The sequence below is a fragment of the Rathayibacter sp. AY1E6 genome (genome assembly GCF_002931115.1).
Taxonomy (GTDB): domain Bacteria; phylum Actinomycetota; class Actinomycetes; order Actinomycetales; family Microbacteriaceae; genus Rathayibacter.
The window spans coordinates 13,201-29,624 of the sequence record NZ_PSVK01000014.1 but is presented as its reverse complement, the minus strand read 5'-3'; the positions used below and the strand labels follow the sequence as shown (position 1 = coordinate 29,624).

Below are 16,424 nucleotides of genomic sequence, written 5' to 3'. Positions count from 1 at the left end.
CCGGGGAGGGAGCAGGGACGGGAGCGTCAGACGGAGAGGCCGGAGAGGCCCTCGCGGTCGACGCGGCGGTGGAAGCGCATGCCGGCGAGACCGCCGAGCACGGCGCCGACCAGCGCGACGACCAGGGCGGCGAGCGCCGTCACGACCGCCGCGGCCGTGGCGTCGCCGGCGTCGAGCGGGATCGTCGGGAAGCCGCTCACCGCGGAGAGCGCCTGGCTGCCGCCGGTGATCGCCGAGACGATGCCCACGACGATCGCGACGACGACCGCCCAGGCCCACACTCCGACGCCCTGCTTCGCTCCGCTGAAGCGGGCCATGCGGCCTGCCACGTAGCCGCCGCAGTAGTAGGCGACGAGGAGGATGACCAGCAGTGCGATCGCGCCCGCCCAGCCGAACGCGGCGGGGTCGGCCGCGAGGTCGCCGGTGACGTCCTGGGTGCCGATGACGGCGGCCCCGATCGCGGTGACGAGGGCGGTCAGGAGGACGGCGAGTCCGGTGGCGGCGAGCCAGCCGAAGAAGGCGCAGCCGATCTTGAAGCCGCCGAAGCGGTCGCGCTCGCGCTGGTGGATGTCCTTGCGCGCAGCCGCACGGGCCTGCTTCGCCTCGGCGGAGTCGGGGTCGACGGGCGCGCGGTGCTCGGGGGCCGAGTGCGCCGAGTCGGAGCGGTCCGTCGAGGCGGAGCGGTCCGTCGAGGCGGAGCGGTCCGTCGAGGCGGAGCGGCCCGGAGTCGCGGAGCGGTCCGAGGAGGCGGAGCGGTCCGGAGTCGCGGAGCGGTCCGGAGTCACGGAGCGGTCCGTCGCCGCAGCCGCTCCCGTATCCCCCGCGGAGTCGATGCGCGCCGTGCCGCCCGCCGCCGAGCCCTCTGCCCGTCGCGGCAGTCCGCCGTCAGCCGGATCCCTGTCTGTCGTGCTCATGTCGAACCTCCTGGCCGAGCGCCCCGAAGAAGGGCGACACGCTCAGTCAAGACCCAGGGAGCCCTCGGTGTCGCGGGCTTGACGACACGACGGAGCGGTCCGGGCGTCAACCCCCTGCGCCCCCTCCCTCCCACCCGCTTGCATGGAGGGACCGACCGACGACACGAGAGGGAGAGTCATGACTCCGGAATCCCCCGAGCAGACACCGCCCGGCACCGAGGCCGAGCTGACGCCGAAGGCCGACCACGGCGAGACCAGCTACCGCGGCACCGGCCGCCTCAGCGGCAAGGTCGCCCTCATCACGGGCGGCGACAGCGGCATCGGCAAGGCCGTCGCGATCGCGTTCGCGCGCGAGGGCGCCGACGTCGCGATCTCGTACCTCGACGAGCACGACGACGCCGAGGACACCGCCAAGTGGGTCCGGGAGGCCGGCCGCGAGGCGCTGCTCCTCCCCGGCGACCTGCAGGACCCGGCGCACTGCCGCGCCGTCGTCATCGAGACCGTCGAGCGCTTCGGCCACCTCGAGGTGCTCGTCAGCAACGCCGCCTTCCAGATGAGCCGCGAGAGCGTCACCGACATCCCGGACGAGGAGTGGGACCGCACGATCGCGACGAACATCAGCGCCTACTTCCACCTCGTGAAGTCGGCGCTGCCCCACCTGAAGGAGGGCGCGTCGATCATCGCGACGAGCTCGGTGCAGTCCGACCAGCCGTCGTACCAGCTGCTTCCCTACGCCGCCACGAAGTCGGCGATCCTCAGCCTCACCGCCTCGTTCGCGCAGGCGCTCGGCGAGAAGGGCATCCGCGCCAACTCGGTCGCGCCCGGCCCGATCTGGACGCCGCTGATCCCCTCGACCATGCCGGAGGAGGCCGTCGCCGAGTTCGGCGAGCAGGTCCCGCTGGGCCGCCCCGGGCAGCCGGCCGAGGTGGCCCCCGCCTACGTCCTCCTCGCCTCCGACGAGGCGAGCTACATCAGCGGGTCGACGATCGCCGTCACCGGCGGGAAGCCGATCCTCTGATCACGCTCCAGGGCACCGCTCACCCGCAGGATTCCGCGATAGGTTCCTGCGGGTGAGTGTCCACATCCGCAGCATCGAGACGGCGGTGCCGACCACGGTCCTGCGCCAGTCCGAGGTGCGCGACCTCTTCGCGTCCCAGCCCGCGATGACCCGGCTCGGGTCCCGCCTGATCGGCGCGGCCTTCGACGCGTCCGGGATCGACACCCGCAGCACGGTGGTCGACGAGCTCGACCGGGTCGAGCGGGAGGGTGCGAGCGTCTTCTACGACGCGGGGAGCGGCCTGGTGCTCGACCCGGGGACGGCCGCGCGCAACGCCGTCTACACCGAGCGCGCTCCCGAGCTCTTCACGGAGGCGGCCCGCCGCGCCCTCTCGTCCGCGTCGATGACCCCCGAGGACGTCACCCACGTGGTGACGGTCTCCTGCACCGGCTTCTACGCCCCGGGGCCCGACTACCAGCTGGTCCGCCGCCTCGGCCTCGCGCCCTCGACGCAGCGCTTCCACCTCGGCTTCATGGGCTGCTACGGCGCCTTCCCCGGCCTGCGCGCCGCCCGCCAGTTCTGCGAGGCCGACCCGGAGGCGGTCGTCCTCGTCGTCGCGGTCGAGCTGTGCACCATCCACCTCACGAGCTCCAACGACCCGGAGCAGATCGTCGCGACCTCCGTCTTCGCCGACGGCGGTGCGGCGGCCGTCGTCACCGCCCGCGAGGCCGCGCCCGGCACCTCGGTGCTCGAGCTCGACGCGCTCGCCACGACGCTCACCGACGAGGGCGAGACCGAGATGGCGTGGACGATCGGCGACCACGGCTTCTCGATGCGGCTGAGCACCTACGTGCCCTCGATCATCGGAGCGAACATCGAGGCGGCCGTCGCCCCGCTGCTGGCCGGCGCCGAGGTCGAGCGGAGCGACGTGCAGCGCTGGGCGATCCACCCCGGCGGCCGCAGCATCCTCGACAAGGTGCAGGCCTCGCTCGCCCTCAGCGACGAGCAGCTGGCCCCGTCGCGCGAGGTGCTGCGGACCAACGGCAACATGTCGAGCGCGACCGTCCTCTTCATCCTGCGGCGCCTGCTGCACGGCGAGGCGGCCGACGGCGAGCGGATCGGCGCGATGGCGTTCGGCCCCGGCCTCACCGTCGAGCTCGCGCTGCTCACCAAGCGGGGCGGGGAGTGACTCCGCGAGCCCCTCTCGCGCCGGACCTGCGCCACCGCGAGGTCTCCGAGCAGGAGCTGATGGACGACCCGGACTGCGACCGCACCCTGCTCGACGCCACCTACGCCCGCTTCGGCACCGTGAACCGGCTGGTCTCGGGGTGGCGTGGCCTCTACCGCTCGCGCCTGCGTCCGCTGCTGCGGCCCGACGAGCCGTTCCGCCTGCTCGACATCGGCTCCGGAGGCGGCGACGTCGCCCGCTCCCTCGCCGGCTGGGCCCGCGAGGACGGCCTCCGCCTGGCGATCACCGCCGTCGATCCGGACGAGCGCGCCTCCGCCTTCGCCACGTCGACGCCCGCGCCGCCCGGAGTCGAGTTCCGCCGCGCGAGCAGCGCCGACCTGGTCGCCGAGGGCGAGCACTTCGACCTGGTGACCTCCAACCACGTGCTGCACCACCTGTCGCCGGACTCACTCGCCGACCTGCTCGCCGACAGCGAGCGCCTGGCCCCGCGCGCACTGCACAACGACATCGAGCGCTCGCGGCTGGCCTACACGGCCTACCTGCTGGCCACGCGACCGATCGCGGCCGGCTCGTTCCTCCACTACGACGGGTCGCTGTCGGTGCGGCGCAGCTTCACCGCCGCCGAGCTGCGGGCTGTGGCGCCCGAGGGGTGGCGGGTCGAGCGCGCGGCGCCCTACCGGCTGCTGCTCGCGCGGGGCGAGGTGTGAGGACGCGGCGGAGGGTGAGCGCTTCCGGTCCGCTCTGGCTGCGCGCCGCCGCTGTCAGCTACTCCGCCAACTGCGCCCTCGGCACCGCCGTCGCCACCGGCGCTCTCCGCACGGGCCGCTGGCACTGGATCCATCACGCGCTCTACATCTGCACGTCGACGCTCACCGCTCTGGCCTGGGCGACGCTGCGGCGGTCGGACCCCCGCGCCGCGTCCGCGCTGGCTCCCGCCGCCGTCCCGCTGGCGGTGATCCCCTTCGCGGGGACGCACGGACGCCGGCACCCGGCGATCGCGCTGGCGGCGGCTCCGTTCGTGCTCGCCGCTCTCGGGCGGACGCGGCGGCCGGCGCGGCACCGAGGCGTGCTCCAGCGTCTGAGGGCCGGGTCGGCCCTGCGCTGACGCGCCCCGGCTTCTAGCGCGGGGGCTCGACGTCGCGGTCGGGGTCGGAGCGGTACGAGCGCAGCGCCTGCCAGCCGGCGATCGCGAGGATCAGCGCGCCGCAGAGCATCGTCAGCAGGTTCGGCACCGAGAAGCCGCTGCCCACGACCGAGTTGATGCCCGCGCCGAGCACGAACACACCTCCGAGGAGGTAGAAGATGACCCTCGTCTTCACCGTTCCACCGCTTCCCTCGAGCCTGCACAGGACCCTCGATGCTACCGCGCGCGCCCCGGGCCGCCGCCGCTCCCCCCTCTGCGCGATCGATCGGGGCAGGATCGAGGCATGGAGTTCCTCGATGTCGTCCGGCGCCGGAAGACCACCAACGGCGCGTTCCTGCCCGACCCCGTCTCCGAGGAGCACCAGCGGCTCCTGATGGAGGTGGCCGGCCGGGCGCCCTCGCAGCTCAACAGCCAGCCGTGGCGGTTCGTGCTCGTCGAGGAGCGCGAGACGATCGACCGGATCGCCGCGATCAGCGGCGAGAGCATGACCACCGCGATGTCGAACGGCACGTTCTTCGAGCGCTACAAGCCCTACTTCCGCTTCAGCAGCGAGGAGATGGAGCAGCGGCGCGACGGGATGCTGTTCGACAAGCTGCCGGCTCCGCTCCGCCCCTTCACGAAGCAGGTCTTCACGAAGCGCGGGCAGTTCCTGATGAACTCCCTCCGCGTCCCGCAGACGCTCGGCGAGGAGAACCGCCGGCTCGTCGCGGGATCGCCGCTGCTGCTCGGGGTGATGCTCGACCGCTCCGAGTACCGGCCGGGCGAGCTCTCCTCCTTCTACTCGGTGTTCAGCATGGGCGCCGCGATGGAGAACGTCTGGCTGAGCACGGTCGAGCTGGGGATGGGGATCCAGTTCGTGTCGTTCCCGATGGAGGTGCCGGGAGCGTGGGCGCGGATCGAGTCGCTGCTCGCCGTGCCCGACGAGCTGGAGCTGATGGCGGTGTACCGGCTCGGCTACCTGCCTCCGGATCAGCGTCGGCCGGCGATCGACTGGTCCTCGCACCAGCGGAAGCTTCCGTCGCAGTACGTCTTCCGCGGCACCTGCGCGACTCCGCAGGAGGGGTGGGACGCGCCGGCCGGGCCGTGACGGGATCCTGAGCGGCGCGGCCGGCAGCCGGAGGTGCCCGCGCTCGCTCCCGGGCCGGCCCCGGCCGACGGGAGATCCGCGACGGAACATCGACTCTCGCTACATGCGTCGGCTAACGTGGCGCCCAGCACGCCCGGCAGTGCTACGTCCCGTCCGCGGGACTGTCAATGGGGGTCCGGCGTGTCTTCCGCCCGATTCCCCGCACCGGGGTCCGAGCGGATACCGTCCCCCGAGGAGCCGTCCGCCAGGGCCGGCCCGATGAACGAAGGGGGCCCGTGGCCACGCTCATCTACGGACCGCAGAACCTCGAGATCGAATTCGAGGAGCGCGTCCTCGCGCACCTGAAGGTCGCCGTCCTCTCGAAGCTGCGCCGCAACGAAGCCTTCTCGCTCTCGTGGATGGAGGACGCCTCCACCGGACACGGCCGGAGCTCCGTCTGGCTGCACCCGTCGGTGCCGCTGCACTTCCGCTTCACCGAGGCGCACCAGCCCAAGCTCAACCGCGCGTGGATCGAGCAGATGCTCAGCGTCGCCAGCATGCACGGCGAGCTCTCGGTCCTGCCGGAGCCCGAGGAGCAGCGCCAGGGCTCCTGAGCTCCGCCGCTCCTGGGCCCCGCTGCCCCCTGATCGCACGGCCGTCAACCCCGTCCCCTCTGCGGGGGACGCGAAGTACCGTCGAGAAGACGTCCCCGGAACCATCGGCGGACGTCGACGGACGGAGACGACCATGACGGACACCGCGCGAGCGACCGGCCTGCCCACCCTCACCCCGGTGCGGACCCTCCGCAAGGAGCAGCCGATCGAGCCGCGCCGCGTGCCGGACTCCGTCTCCGTCGGCTCCCAGCCGGTCATCGGCTGCCGGATCGACGTGAGCGGCCGCTCCTTCGTCGTCGAACTCGACATGGCCGGCATCTTCCTGCGCCAGGTGCGCCGGAGCCTGCGCGAGGGCGAGGGCGGCCTCGTGCTGCTGCGCCACGTCGACGGGATCGAGATGATCCCGTTCTCGCGCGCGACGCCGTTCGACGTCTCGGACATCGTCTGCCCCGAGGGCGTCGAGCCCGCGGACGCCCGCTCGGCCCTGGGGCTCCGCGACCGCTGATCCGCGACGGGTGGCGTGCTCCGCCCCGCGCCCGCCCCTGAGCGGGATCAGTTGGGGAGCGACGCCTCGATCAGGTCGACGATCCGCGGGTCGTCGGGCTCGACCGTCGGGCGGAACCGGTGGACCGTGCCGTCGGCCGTGATCAGGAACTTCTCGAAGTTCCACTTCACCCGGCCGGCCTTGCCGTTCTCGTCCTCCGCCTTGGTGAGCTCCGCGTAGAGCGGATGCGCCGAGCGGCCGTTGACGCGGACCTTCTCGAACATCGGGAAGGTGACCCCCCAGGTCGTCGAGCAGTACGCCTTGATCTTGTCCTCGTCGCTCAGCTCCTGGAGGAACTGGTTGCTCGGGAAGCCGAGGACCGTGAATCCGCGCTCCCCGTAGCTCTTCTGCAGGGCCTCGAGCTTCTCGTACTGCGGGGCGAGGCCGCAGCGGGAGGCGACGTTGACGATCAGCCGCACGGGCGGGTAGTCGGCGAGGGTCGACGTGGTGCCGTCGATCGTGGTGAGGGGGATGTCGGCGATCGTGTCGGGCACGGAGGGCTCCTTCGGACGTGGTGCGTCGACGCTACTCCCCGCCGCCGAGGGAACCCCGAGTCGTGGAGGCGGCTCGCTGCGGGTTCCCGCGACGGTCCGGGGTTCCCTCGGCGCGCACCTGCCTCCACCATGGGGGGATGGCCGCCTCGCAGCAGATCGTCTCGGTCGGCGGGCGGAGGCTGCGGCTGACGAACCTCGACAAGGTCGTCTACCCGGAGACGGGCTTCACCAAGGCCGACGTGCTCTCCTACTACGCCTCCGTCGCCTCCGCGATGCTTCCCCATCTCGCGCGCCGCCCGGTCACCCGGAAGCGCTGGGTCGACGGAGTGGGCACCGCCGAGCATCCGGGCGAGGTCTTCTTCGAGAAGAACCTCCCCTCCTCCGCCCCCTACTGGCTGAGCCGGACCCGGCTCGCGCACTCGTCGCGCGACGTCGAGTACCCGCTGGTCGACGACGTCGCCGGGCTCACCTGGCTGGCGCAGCAGGCGGCGCTCGAGCTGCACGTCCCGCAGTGGCGGGTGGGCTCCGACGGCGAGCGCCGTCCGCCCGACCGCCTCGTGCTCGACCTCGACCCGGGCGAGGGTGCCGGACTCGCCGAGTGCGCCGAGGTCGCGTTCCTCGCCCGCGACCTCCTGGAGGGGATGGGGCTGGCTCCGCTGCCGGTGACCAGTGGGAGCAAGGGGATCCACCTCTACTGCCCACTGGACGCCTCCGCCTCCAGCGACCAGATCTCGGCGGTCGCGCACGAGCTGGCGCGCGTGCTCGAGTCGGACCACCGCGACCTCGTCGTCTCGGGCATGAAGAAGACCCTGCGCGAGGGCAAGGTCCTCGTCGACTGGAGCCAGAACAGCGCGGCGAAGACGACCATCGCCCCCTACTCCCTCCGGGGGCGCCTCCGGCCGGCCGCCGCCGCGCCCCGCACGTGGGAGGAGCTGGGTGCCGACAACCTGCGCCACCTGTCGCCCGACGAGGTGGTGGAGCGGCTGCGGAGCGACGGCGACCTCCTCCGCCCGCTGCTCGCCGCCCGGGGTGCCGGGCTCGAGCCGACCCCGGAGCGGATGGCGGGCTTCGCCGCGACGGACGCCTCCTCCGACCGCCTGGCGACCTACCGCAGCATGCGCGACGCGTCGAGGACGCCGGAGCCGGTGCCCGAGGCGGGGTCCGCGGGCTCCTCCTCGGGCGACTCCTTCGTCATCCAGGAGCACCACGCGCGGCGCCTGCACTACGACTTCCGGCTCGAGCACGACGGCGTCCTGGTCAGCTGGGCGGTGCCGAAGGGCCCGCCGCTGGAGGGCGACCCGAACCGGCTCGCGGTGCAGACCGAGGACCACCCCCTCGAGTACGCGACCTTCGAGGGCACGATCCCGGCCGGCGAGTACGGCGGCGGCGAGGTGCGCATCTGGGACGAGGGCACCTACGCGCTCGAGAAGTGGCGCGAGGGGAAGGAGGTGATCGCGGTGCTGACCGGCCGCCCCGACGGCGGGCTCGGCGGCGAGCCCCGTCGCTACGCCCTGCTGCACACGGGCTCGAGGGAGGGCGCCGAGAAGAACTGGCTCCTGCACCTGATGGCGCCGGGTCCCGCTCACGGGCACGGGACGCAGCGACGGGGCCGGGCGGCCGCGTCCGCCGCGTCGCCCGCTCCCCGGCCCGCACCCTCCGCAGACCGCCCGGCCGAGGACTCCGCTCCGCGCCGCCACCGCCCCATGCTCGCCACGGCCGGACGCCGCGGCGACGTGGACCCCGGGGCCGCGATCGAGATGAAGTGGGACGGCTACCGCGCTCTCGTGCGGGTGCAGGGCGGCACCGCGACCCTCACGAGCCGCAACGGCAACGACCTGACCGCGGCGTTCCCCGACCTGCTCGCCCCGCTCGCCGAGGCCGCCGCCGACGCCGTGCTCGACGGCGAGATCGTCGCCCTCGACGCTCGCGGGCGCCCCGACTTCGGCGCCCTGCAGACCCGCGGCGGGCTGACGAAGCCGCGCGAGATCGAGGCGGCCGCCCGGTCCACTCCGGTGCACCTGATGGTCTTCGACCTGCTCGAGCGCGCAGGAGAGGACCTGACCGGGAGCGATTACGACACCCGTCGCTCGGCACTGGTCGAGCTCGTCGCCGAGAACGAGCGCGTGCACGTCCCGTCCGTGTTCGACGGCGACCTGGAGGAGGCGATGGCCACCAGCCGCACCCTCGGCCTCGAGGGCGTGGTCGCCAAGCGCCGCGACTCGCGCTACCAGGAGGGCAGCCGCTCGCGCGACTGGATCAAGCTCACCCACCACCGGCTGCAGGAGGTCGTGATCGTGGGCTGGCGCGAGGGCGAGGGCGGCCTCCAGGGGTCGGTCGGGGCGCTGCTGACCGCGATCCCCGGCGAGGACGGGCTCGCGTACTCGGGCCGTGTGGGCACCGGCTTCAGTGACCGCGAGCGCCGCGGACTGGTCGACCGCCTGGCCGAGCACGCCACCGAGGAGCCCGCCGTCTCCGTCCCTCCGCTCGAGTCGCGCGGCGTGCACTGGGTGTCGCCCGTCCTGGTCGGCGAGGTCCGCTACCGCGAGCGCACCGCCTCCGGCACCCTCCGCCAGCCGGTCTGGCGCGGCTGGCGCGCCGACAAGGCCGCCGAGGACGTCCGCGTGGAGGAGCCGGGCAGCTGATCCTCCGGTCTTCCGACGGAGAGGCCCGGGAACGCGGCGCGCGCCGGCGATCCGCTGCGCCCCCGGCACCTCAGTCCAGGCGCACCCCGCGCAGCAGGAGGAGGGTCGCGCCGACCGCGGCACCGGTGCCGATGAGGACACCGCCCGCTCCGGCCGCCGCCGCGAGGACGCCGAGGAGGCTGGGCAGGGCGATCAGCCCGAGGCGGTTCCCGGCCAGGCGCAGCGCGAGGGCGCGGCCGTGGCGGTCGGCGGGGGTGCGCTCGATCAGCCAGGACATCGTGATGGGCTGGCCGATCCCGAGGCCCAGGCCGAGGGCGGCGACCGCGACGAAGAGGAGCACGGTCGGCGCGGGCAGGGCGACCAGCACCAGGCAGAGCGCCGAGATCAGGATGCCGCCCACCATCACCCGGGTGCGCCCGAGCCGGGCGGTGGCCGCGCCGAGGAGGAGCCGCGAGGCCATCGACGCGAGCGCGCGCACGGTGAGCAGGGCTCCGACGACGCCGGCCGGGAGCCCGCGCTCGGCGCCGAGGGCGGGGAGGTAGACGACGGTCAGGTCGACGGCGGCGACGACGGTCGCGCTGGTCAGCAGGGCGCGCGCGAGGCCCGGCACCCGGAGGAGACCGAGCGTCGAGCCCGGAGCCGCCGCCCCTTCCGCCGCGGGTCCGCGCGGGGACGGGCTGCGGATCCCCGCCGTCGAGACGAGCAGCAGCACCGCGAGGATCCCGCCCACGAGGAACAGCGGCGCCGGGTCGGGCCGCACCGAGCCGCCCGCGAGCACCGGGATGAATGCGGGCCCGATCGCCTGCCCGAGCGACGCGGCGAACGTGTAGTAGCCGAAGCGGCTGTCGAGCCGCGTCCCTCCGGTGCCGCCCGCGACGACGGTCTGCTGCCCGACCACGCAGCCCAGGTGCCCCGCGCCGAGCAGGGCGATGCCGAGGAGCAGCCCCGCGACGCTCCCGCCCGCCAGGAGCAGCACCGCGGCCGCTCCCACCGCGACGAGCGAGCCGACGGCCATCACGGCCCGGGCGCCGACCCGGTCGACCAGCCCGCCCACCGGCAGCGCGATCAGCAGCGGCACCAGCGCGAACGAGGCGCCGAGCGCCCCGAGCGCCCAGGCCGGCACGTCGAGCCGGATCGCCTGGTAGACGGCGGCCGGCCGGAGCAGGAACGCGACGGCCTGGATGAGCACGGCGTGCGCGAGCAGGGACTGAGTCGCCAGGCGGTTCCGCACGCGCGCTCCTTCCCGCGGCGCTCGGCCGAGCACCCGCTCCCCCATCCTCCTCCCGGTGCCGCCGCCGAGTCGCCCGGGAAGGATCGTCCTGCCCCCTCGAGAACGGGCCTTCTCGTGCGACTCAGCCCTGCGGCGGCGGCGAGGGGAGCGCGTGCGCGGGCAGGGTGCCGAGGCGGTGCCGGCCGCGGAGGAGGAACCAGGCCAGGCCGATCCCGACGACCGCGGCGATCACGACGACCGCGCTCCAGCGCAGCTCCTCCCCGTAGACCTCGACGCGCGGCCACGCGAGGTCGACCGTCATCGCCGCGCCCCAGAGCACCGCGACGACGTTCACCGGCAGGCCCGCGCGGCCGAGCGAGAAGCGCCCGGGCGCGGCTGCGGGCCACCGGCCGCGGAGCCGGGCGATCAGCAGCGGCACCGTCACCAGCAGGTAGGCGAGGTAGATCAGGATGACCGCCACGCTCGTCACGGCCGTGAAGATCGCCGGCGTCCCGATGTTCACGACCAGGATCAGCACCGCGAGCACCCCCACGACCAGCGCCGGCGCCACCGGTGTCCCGCGCCGCGGGTCGACGCGGGCGAGCACGCGGCTGCCGGGCAGGGCGTTGTCGCGGGCCATCGCGAAGATCAGTCGGATGGCCGCCGTGTGCACCGCCAGCGCGCACACCGTGATCGCGACGACAACGCAGAGCAGGAGGACCGATCCGAGGGGGCCGCCGAGCACCTGCAGCACGATCCGCTGCAGCCCGCCCGACGCCTGCCCGAGCGCCGGGTCGGCGAGGTCGGGCGCCGAGAGGATGCCCAGCAGCAGGATGAGGCCGCCGAGGACGAAGGAGGCGGTCACCGCCCGCAGGATCGCCGTCGGCGCGGTCCGGCGCGGATCGACCGTCTCCTCGCCGAGCGAGCCCGCGGTGTCGAACCCGTACATCACGTACGCCGACGCGATCGCGGCGATGAGGAACGCGCCGGCGTACCCGCCCGGCGTGCTCCCGCCGTAGCCGCTGGTGTCGAGCAGCACGGTCGGCGGATGCACCACGTTCACCGCGAGCACCGCCACCAGCAGCACCGCCGCGACGAGCTCGATCAGCACGCCGACTCTGTTGATCCGGGCCATCAGCCGCACGCCGCGCGCGTTGACCGCGGTGGTGAACGCGATCAGCAGTCCTCCCCAGACCACCGCGCTCACCCCCGCGGAGCCGCCGAGCTGGAACCCGCTCCAGATCTGCGGGAGCGTCGCCTGGTACGCCAGCACGACGGCCGCGAGCGTGACCACGGACGCGGTGGCCATCAGCCAGCCCGCCAGCCAGCTCACCGTCGGCCCGGCGAGGCGCTTGCTCCAGTTGTAGACGGAGCCCGCGACCGGGTAGCGGGCGGCGAGCTCAGCGAAGCACAGCGCGACCATGAGCTGCCCGGTGAACACGATCGGCCAGGACCACCAGTAGGCGGGACCGCCGAGCGCGAAGCCGAAGGAGAAGAGCTGGAATGTGCCGGTCAGGATCGAGATGTAGCTCACGCCCGCGGCGAAGCTGCCGAAGCGGCCGATGCCGCGGGTGAGGGAGGGGCGGTACCCGAACTCAGCGGTCCCGTCGTCGACGTCCTCGGTGGTGCTCATCGGGCTCCCCCTCGCGGGCGCGCTCGTCGCACCGAGGTCAGGATGCCAGCCGCCGCCCGGCCGCACGACTCCCCCGTCCCGGGCGTCCGTGAGCGGGTGCTCAGCGCTCGCCCCGCTCCCGGTGCACAGGACTCGGGCGGCCCCCGCGGACGGGAGCGGCGTCAGCCGTGCGCCGCGAGCCGGGTGCGCTGGGGCACCAGGAGCTCGAGCAGCTCCTCGACCCCGTCGACCCGCTGCGGCTCGACCGGGTGCCCGGGTCCGCACGGCTTGTAGGCGGGCGGATCCACGTTCAGGACGTGCCCGACGGGCCGCCCCTTCTCCCAGACCGTGAGGAGGAAGGCGCCGTCCCGCTCGTCGGGGGCGCCGATCTCGAAGACCCGGCCGCGCACGATGGCGCACTGCGGCTCCTTGCGCGCGAGGCGCACCCAGAAGGGATGGTCTCCGGTCATGGTGTCCGTCCTCCCCGGCCGACCCGCGGCCGTGCCCGTAGCGGTCGACCGGTGATCGTGTCGTCGGCGACCCGCAGGGCCACGGTACGTCCGCCTCCCCTCAGCCGATCAGGGGGTTCACTGCGGAGCCTCGCAGTGGTAGCGGACGCCGGTCGCGCCCGGACGCGCACCACGGGGAACCACTCACTGCTCGTAGGAGTCCTCGTAGTCGGCACCACTGGTCAGCTCGCCGTCGCCGGGCTGCACGGGATGCTCGCCGGTGAGCGCGTCGATCCGCTCGCGCAGCCGTGCCACCTCCGCCGCGTTGTCCGGCTCGGGCAGGTCGCTCGGCGTGGTCTCGACGATGAGGGCGGCCGCGGCGTTCACGAGGAAGGTGGCGTCGACCGTCCCGCCGTCCGCGCCGATCCCCGTGTACTCGACGGTGTCGGCCGCGCCTTTCGCGGCGAGGGCGACGGCGTACTCGACGAGCGCGTCGGCCGCCTCGTCCCCCACGAGGATCGTCTTGTCGGCGAAGAGGATGTGCTTCATGCCGCCCATGCTCGGCAGCGCCGGCTGCGTGGAGGGAGGAGGTTGACAGAGGACCGCCGCTGACGGAAGACCTGGACAGATCGAGCAGAGAATGGCAGACCTGGTTGTCGGATCCGTCCGGTCTGCGGAAGGGTGGAGGCAACGGCGGGCGTCTGCCTGCCGGAGATCAGGGGCTGGAGACGCCGATGGGGAAGCTGCACTACGACGGGACCGTCGAGATCGACTTCGAGGACCGCGTGCTCGCGCACCTGCAGATCGTCATCACCGCGAAGCTGCGCCGCAACGAGTCGTTCCTGCTCAGCTGGCGCGACGACCACAGCATGGGCGACGGCCGCAGCGCGATCTGGATCCACCCCTCCCACGCGCTCCGCTACAAGTACTTCGGCGGCCGGATGCCCCGCATCAACCCCGCCTGGATCTCCGCGCTCACCGACCTCGCGAACTCCGCGGGCGGGCTGTACGTGATCTCGGAGCCCGCCGAACCGGTGCGTCCCCCGGCGAAGGGCGATCAGCTGTGAAGCGCATCGACCTGATCTACAACGGCACCGCCTACACGGTCAACAACAGGAGCCTCGAGGAGTTCCGCGCCGAGGTCGAGGCCGCCCTCGCCTCCCCGACCCCGCAGTGGCTGACCGTCAACTACGGCGAGGGACGCGCGAATCCGGCGCTTCTCCTCATCACGCCGTACACCCCGCTGTCGATCATCACGAACGACTTCGACGAGCTCAACGCAGAGCACGAGTAGCGGCGGACCTCGGGGAGGTCAACCACGTCGTCCGGTCGATCCGCGCCCCGTACCGTCGGGCAGGACCTCGTCGACGTCGTGCGCGGACCCCGCACGGCGGCACCCGATCGACACCTCCCGCGCCTCGGCGCACGACAACGGCCGCGGACACCCGGCCAGGAGCCGTGATGACAGATCCCGCCTTCGCCGTCCTCGACGACCTCATCGCCGCCCTCGAGCGTCCCGGCTCGATCGACCCCGGCCTGAGCCGCTCCGTCGCCGTGCAGGCCGCCGTCCTCCGGCTCCCGTCGCCCCGCACCATGCACCGTCCGCGCCCGACGAGCCGCTTCACGGGCCGTCGCCTCGTGCGCCCGGGCAGCGCAGCCAGGCGGGCCCGCGCGCGTCACCGCGTCGTGGTCCCCGCCGGTCCGGCGGAGCGTCGCTCCGAGCGGAGCCGACGGCTAAAATGGGCGCGGTGACCGACTCCGACGCTCTCTGCGACCCGTATCTGCGCGGGTATCCGATCGACGGCGTCGCGATCTCCACGCTCGGCAGCCCCTTCGGCGGCGAGACCGTCGCCGCGAGCGACAGCACCGCGAGCCGGCTGGACGAGATCCAGATCGACCTCGGCGAGGGCCCGTGCTGGGAGGCGATCCGCGCTGCCGGCCCCGTCTCGGTGCCGGACACCGGCGCGGAGGAGCGCTGGCCGCTCTTCACCGAGGCGATCGGCCCCACGGCGGTGCGCGCGGTCTTCGCCTTCCCGCTCTCGATCGCGGGGCTCTCGATCGGCGCGGTCGACCTCTACTCCCGCCGCCCCACGTCGCTCAGCGACTCCCTCCTCGGCCGGATCAGCGCCTCGACCACCGCGACGGCGCTGCTGGTGCTGGCCGCGGTGCTGCGCGACAACGAGGTCGAGGAGAGCACGAATCCGCGCTCGCGACGCGTGGTGCACCAGGCGACCGGCATGATCATCGCGCGCTACGGCAGCACCGCCGAGGAGGCGCAGCTGCTGCTGCGCGCCCACGCCTTCGCCCAGCAGCGCTCCGTCGTCGATGTCGCCTCCGGCATCGTGGCCCGGCACGACGGGTTCCCCGACCGCCCTCTCACCGCCCAGGACGACACATGGTGACGAACTCCCGCGAGCGCAGCGTCATCCAGACGTTCGTCGCCCTCTCCGACACACTGGTCGACGACTACGACGTCGTCGACTTCACCCAGACCCTCGTGGAGAGCAGCGCGACCCTCTTCGACGCCGTCTCGGCGGGGCTCGTCCTCGCCGACTCCACCGGCTCCCTCGAGGTGCTCGCCTCCACGGACGAGGACACCCGGCTGATCGAGCTGCTCCAGCTCGACAGCGGGTCGGGCCCGTGCATCCAGTGCTTCGAGACCGGGCGGCCGGTGATCGTCGAGGACGCCCGCGCCGTGGGCGAGGAGTGGGCGGAGTTCCGGACGCTGGCGGTCGAGCTCGACGTGCTCTCGGCGCACTGCGTGCCGATGCGCTCGGCGGGGACGACGATCGGCTCCCTCAACCTCTTCCAGGCCCGGCCGGGGCGGCTCGATCCGGACGACATCGCGGTCGTGCAGGCGTTCGCCGACGTCGCGACGATCGGGATCCTGCACCAGCGCGCGCTCCAGCAGAGCACGGTCACCCAGGAGCAGCTGCAGCACGCCCTCGACAGCCGGGTGCTGATCGAGCAGGCGAAGGGGATCCTCGCCTACGCCCACCGCACCACGGTCGAGCAGGCCTTCGAGGTGCTGCGGGTCCGCGCGCGAGCGACGTCGACTCCGATCACGACGCTCGCCCAGGAGATCATCCGCGGCTACCGGCGCTGACGCTCCGCGCCAGCGGAGCAGGAGCGGGGCGGATCCGCGCCGGCAGCGCCGCGGCTCAGAGCTCAGTACTCGTTCTCGAGCTCCCACGTCGCGCGGGGGTCGACGTCCGAGGCGGGCACCGGTCCGCCCGCACTGTCGAGCGCGTCGAGGCGCTCGAGGATCTCGGTGCTCGACTCCGCCGCTGCGCCATCGCTGCCCGCGACGACCAGGGGGACGCCGAGCCCGACGGTGAGCGTCACGATGGAGGAGGGGGCCGAGTCGTCGGCGACGCTGACCGTGCTCATCCGGTGCCGCTGCGCGAGCGCGAGCGAGTACCGGACGACGGCGTCGGCGGTCGCGTCGTCGAGGGAGAGGGAGCCACCGGTGTGGAAGAGCGTCGTCATGGTCAAGTCCTCGCAGGGCAGGCGGATGGGCATGGTTCCGTCACCGGGGGCCAGGATGCG

At 73.4% G+C, this 16,424-nt stretch carries 21 protein-coding genes; 13 read left to right on the top strand and 8 right to left on the bottom strand.

Features of this window, described 5'->3' with window-relative positions; all coding sequences use genetic code 11:
• Positions 1-26: 26 nt before the first annotated feature.
• Entirely contained in the window at positions 27-914 is an 888-nt protein-coding gene (locus C5C46_RS16970) for a hypothetical protein (RefSeq protein ID WP_219812298.1), read from the bottom strand.
• A 178-nt stretch (positions 915-1,092) separates the two neighbouring features.
• Between C5C46_RS16970 and C5C46_RS11790 the strand changes: the two genes are divergently transcribed.
• From C5C46_RS11790 to C5C46_RS11775, 4 genes are read left to right on the top strand one after another with little or no spacing between them, the layout of a single operon-like run.
• Positions 1,093-1,932 (top strand): SDR family oxidoreductase, encoded by an 840-nt coding sequence (locus tag C5C46_RS11790; RefSeq protein ID WP_104226809.1) that lies wholly within the window; start codon positions 1,093-1,095, stop codon positions 1,930-1,932.
• 52 nt (positions 1,933-1,984) lie between these two features.
• Entirely contained in the window at positions 1,985-3,100 is a 1,116-nt protein-coding gene (locus C5C46_RS11785) for a type III polyketide synthase (RefSeq protein ID WP_104226808.1), read from the top strand.
• Positions 3,097-3,807, top strand: coding sequence for a class I SAM-dependent methyltransferase (locus C5C46_RS11780; RefSeq protein WP_258059460.1), 711 nt, complete (start codon positions 3,097-3,099; stop codon positions 3,805-3,807). The genes C5C46_RS11785 and C5C46_RS11780 overlap by 4 nt, the downstream gene beginning before the upstream one ends.
• Positions 3,808-3,821: 14 nt before the next feature.
• A complete protein-coding gene (locus tag C5C46_RS11775; RefSeq protein ID WP_104226807.1) occupies positions 3,822-4,205 on the top strand; it encodes a hypothetical protein in 384 nt (127 codons plus the stop codon).
• A gap of 13 nt (positions 4,206-4,218) precedes the next feature.
• On the opposite strand, the gene C5C46_RS11770 is transcribed toward C5C46_RS11775, so the two are convergent.
• Positions 4,219-4,419, bottom strand: a complete 201-nt coding sequence (locus C5C46_RS11770) for a hypothetical protein (protein WP_104223776.1) — start codon at positions 4,417-4,419, stop codon at positions 4,219-4,221.
• A 108-nt stretch (positions 4,420-4,527) separates the two neighbouring features.
• Here C5C46_RS11770 and C5C46_RS11765 point away from each other — a divergent pair, with 108 nt between their 5' ends.
• The 3 genes from C5C46_RS11765 (at position 4,528) to C5C46_RS11755 (ending at position 6,429) form a co-directional block, all read left to right on the top strand.
• Positions 4,528-5,331: a nitroreductase family protein gene (locus C5C46_RS11765; RefSeq protein WP_104226806.1), complete on the top strand. Its 804-nt coding sequence runs from the start codon at positions 4,528-4,530 to the stop codon at positions 5,329-5,331.
• A 275-nt stretch (positions 5,332-5,606) separates the two neighbouring features.
• A complete protein-coding gene (locus C5C46_RS11760; RefSeq protein ID WP_244229547.1) occupies positions 5,607-5,924 on the top strand; it encodes a hypothetical protein in 318 nt (105 codons plus the stop codon).
• A gap of 133 nt (positions 5,925-6,057) precedes the next feature.
• Positions 6,058-6,429, top strand: coding sequence for a hypothetical protein (locus tag C5C46_RS11755; protein ID WP_104223778.1), 372 nt, complete (start codon positions 6,058-6,060; stop codon positions 6,427-6,429).
• A 47-nt stretch (positions 6,430-6,476) separates the two neighbouring features.
• On the opposite strand, the gene C5C46_RS11750 is transcribed toward C5C46_RS11755, so the two are convergent.
• Entirely contained in the window at positions 6,477-6,962 is a 486-nt protein-coding gene (locus C5C46_RS11750; RefSeq protein WP_258059459.1) for a glutathione peroxidase, read from the bottom strand.
• A gap of 137 nt (positions 6,963-7,099) precedes the next feature.
• Here C5C46_RS11750 and C5C46_RS11745 point away from each other — a divergent pair, with 137 nt between their 5' ends.
• A complete protein-coding gene (locus C5C46_RS11745) occupies positions 7,100-9,604 on the top strand; it encodes an ATP-dependent DNA ligase (protein ID WP_104226805.1) in 2,505 nt (834 codons plus the stop codon).
• A gap of 70 nt (positions 9,605-9,674) precedes the next feature.
• Here C5C46_RS11745 and C5C46_RS11740 read toward each other — a convergent pair whose 3' ends face one another.
• The 4 genes from C5C46_RS11740 to C5C46_RS11725 form a co-directional block, all read right to left on the bottom strand.
• Positions 9,675-10,835 carry an MFS transporter gene (locus tag C5C46_RS11740; RefSeq protein WP_258059458.1) on the bottom strand — a complete coding sequence of 387 codons (1,161 nt, stop codon included), beginning with the start codon at positions 10,833-10,835 and terminating at the stop codon, positions 9,675-9,677.
• A 121-nt stretch (positions 10,836-10,956) separates the two neighbouring features.
• Positions 10,957-12,447, bottom strand: coding sequence for an APC family permease (locus C5C46_RS11735; protein WP_104226803.1), 1,491 nt, complete (start codon positions 12,445-12,447; stop codon positions 10,957-10,959).
• A gap of 161 nt (positions 12,448-12,608) precedes the next feature.
• Positions 12,609-12,896 carry a hypothetical protein gene (locus C5C46_RS11730; protein ID WP_104223782.1) on the bottom strand — a complete coding sequence of 96 codons (288 nt, stop codon included), beginning with the start codon at positions 12,894-12,896 and terminating at the stop codon, positions 12,609-12,611.
• A 183-nt stretch (positions 12,897-13,079) separates the two neighbouring features.
• Entirely contained in the window at positions 13,080-13,424 is a 345-nt protein-coding gene (locus C5C46_RS11725) for a hypothetical protein (protein ID WP_104226802.1), read from the bottom strand.
• 185 nt (positions 13,425-13,609) lie between these two features.
• On the opposite strand from C5C46_RS11725, the gene C5C46_RS11720 reads away from it, so the two are divergent.
• The 5 genes from C5C46_RS11720 (at position 13,610) to C5C46_RS11700 (ending at position 15,981) form a co-directional block, all read left to right on the top strand.
• Positions 13,610-13,942 (top strand): ATP-dependent DNA ligase, encoded by a 333-nt coding sequence (locus C5C46_RS11720; protein WP_104223784.1) that lies wholly within the window; start codon positions 13,610-13,612, stop codon positions 13,940-13,942.
• Entirely contained in the window at positions 13,939-14,169 is a 231-nt protein-coding gene (locus tag C5C46_RS11715) for a hypothetical protein (protein ID WP_104226801.1), read from the top strand. The genes C5C46_RS11720 and C5C46_RS11715 overlap by 4 nt, the downstream gene beginning before the upstream one ends.
• 167 nt (positions 14,170-14,336) lie before the next feature.
• On the top strand, positions 14,337-14,627 hold the full coding sequence (locus C5C46_RS11710; RefSeq protein WP_104226800.1) for a hypothetical protein: 291 nt from the start codon (positions 14,337-14,339) through the stop codon (positions 14,625-14,627).
• Positions 14,624-15,277, top strand: coding sequence for a GAF and ANTAR domain-containing protein (locus C5C46_RS11705; protein ID WP_104351715.1), 654 nt, complete (start codon positions 14,624-14,626; stop codon positions 15,275-15,277). Before C5C46_RS11710 ends, C5C46_RS11705 begins: the two co-directional genes overlap by 4 nt.
• Entirely contained in the window at positions 15,271-15,981 is a 711-nt protein-coding gene (locus C5C46_RS11700) for a GAF and ANTAR domain-containing protein (RefSeq protein ID WP_104226799.1), read from the top strand. Before C5C46_RS11705 ends, C5C46_RS11700 begins: the two co-directional genes overlap by 7 nt.
• Before the next feature lie 62 nt (positions 15,982-16,043).
• Here the strand turns inward: C5C46_RS11700 and C5C46_RS11695 are convergent, their stop codons facing one another.
• On the bottom strand, positions 16,044-16,364 hold the full coding sequence (locus tag C5C46_RS11695; RefSeq protein ID WP_104226798.1) for a hypothetical protein: 321 nt from the start codon (positions 16,362-16,364) through the stop codon (positions 16,044-16,046).
• Positions 16,365-16,424: the final 60 nt, after the last annotated feature.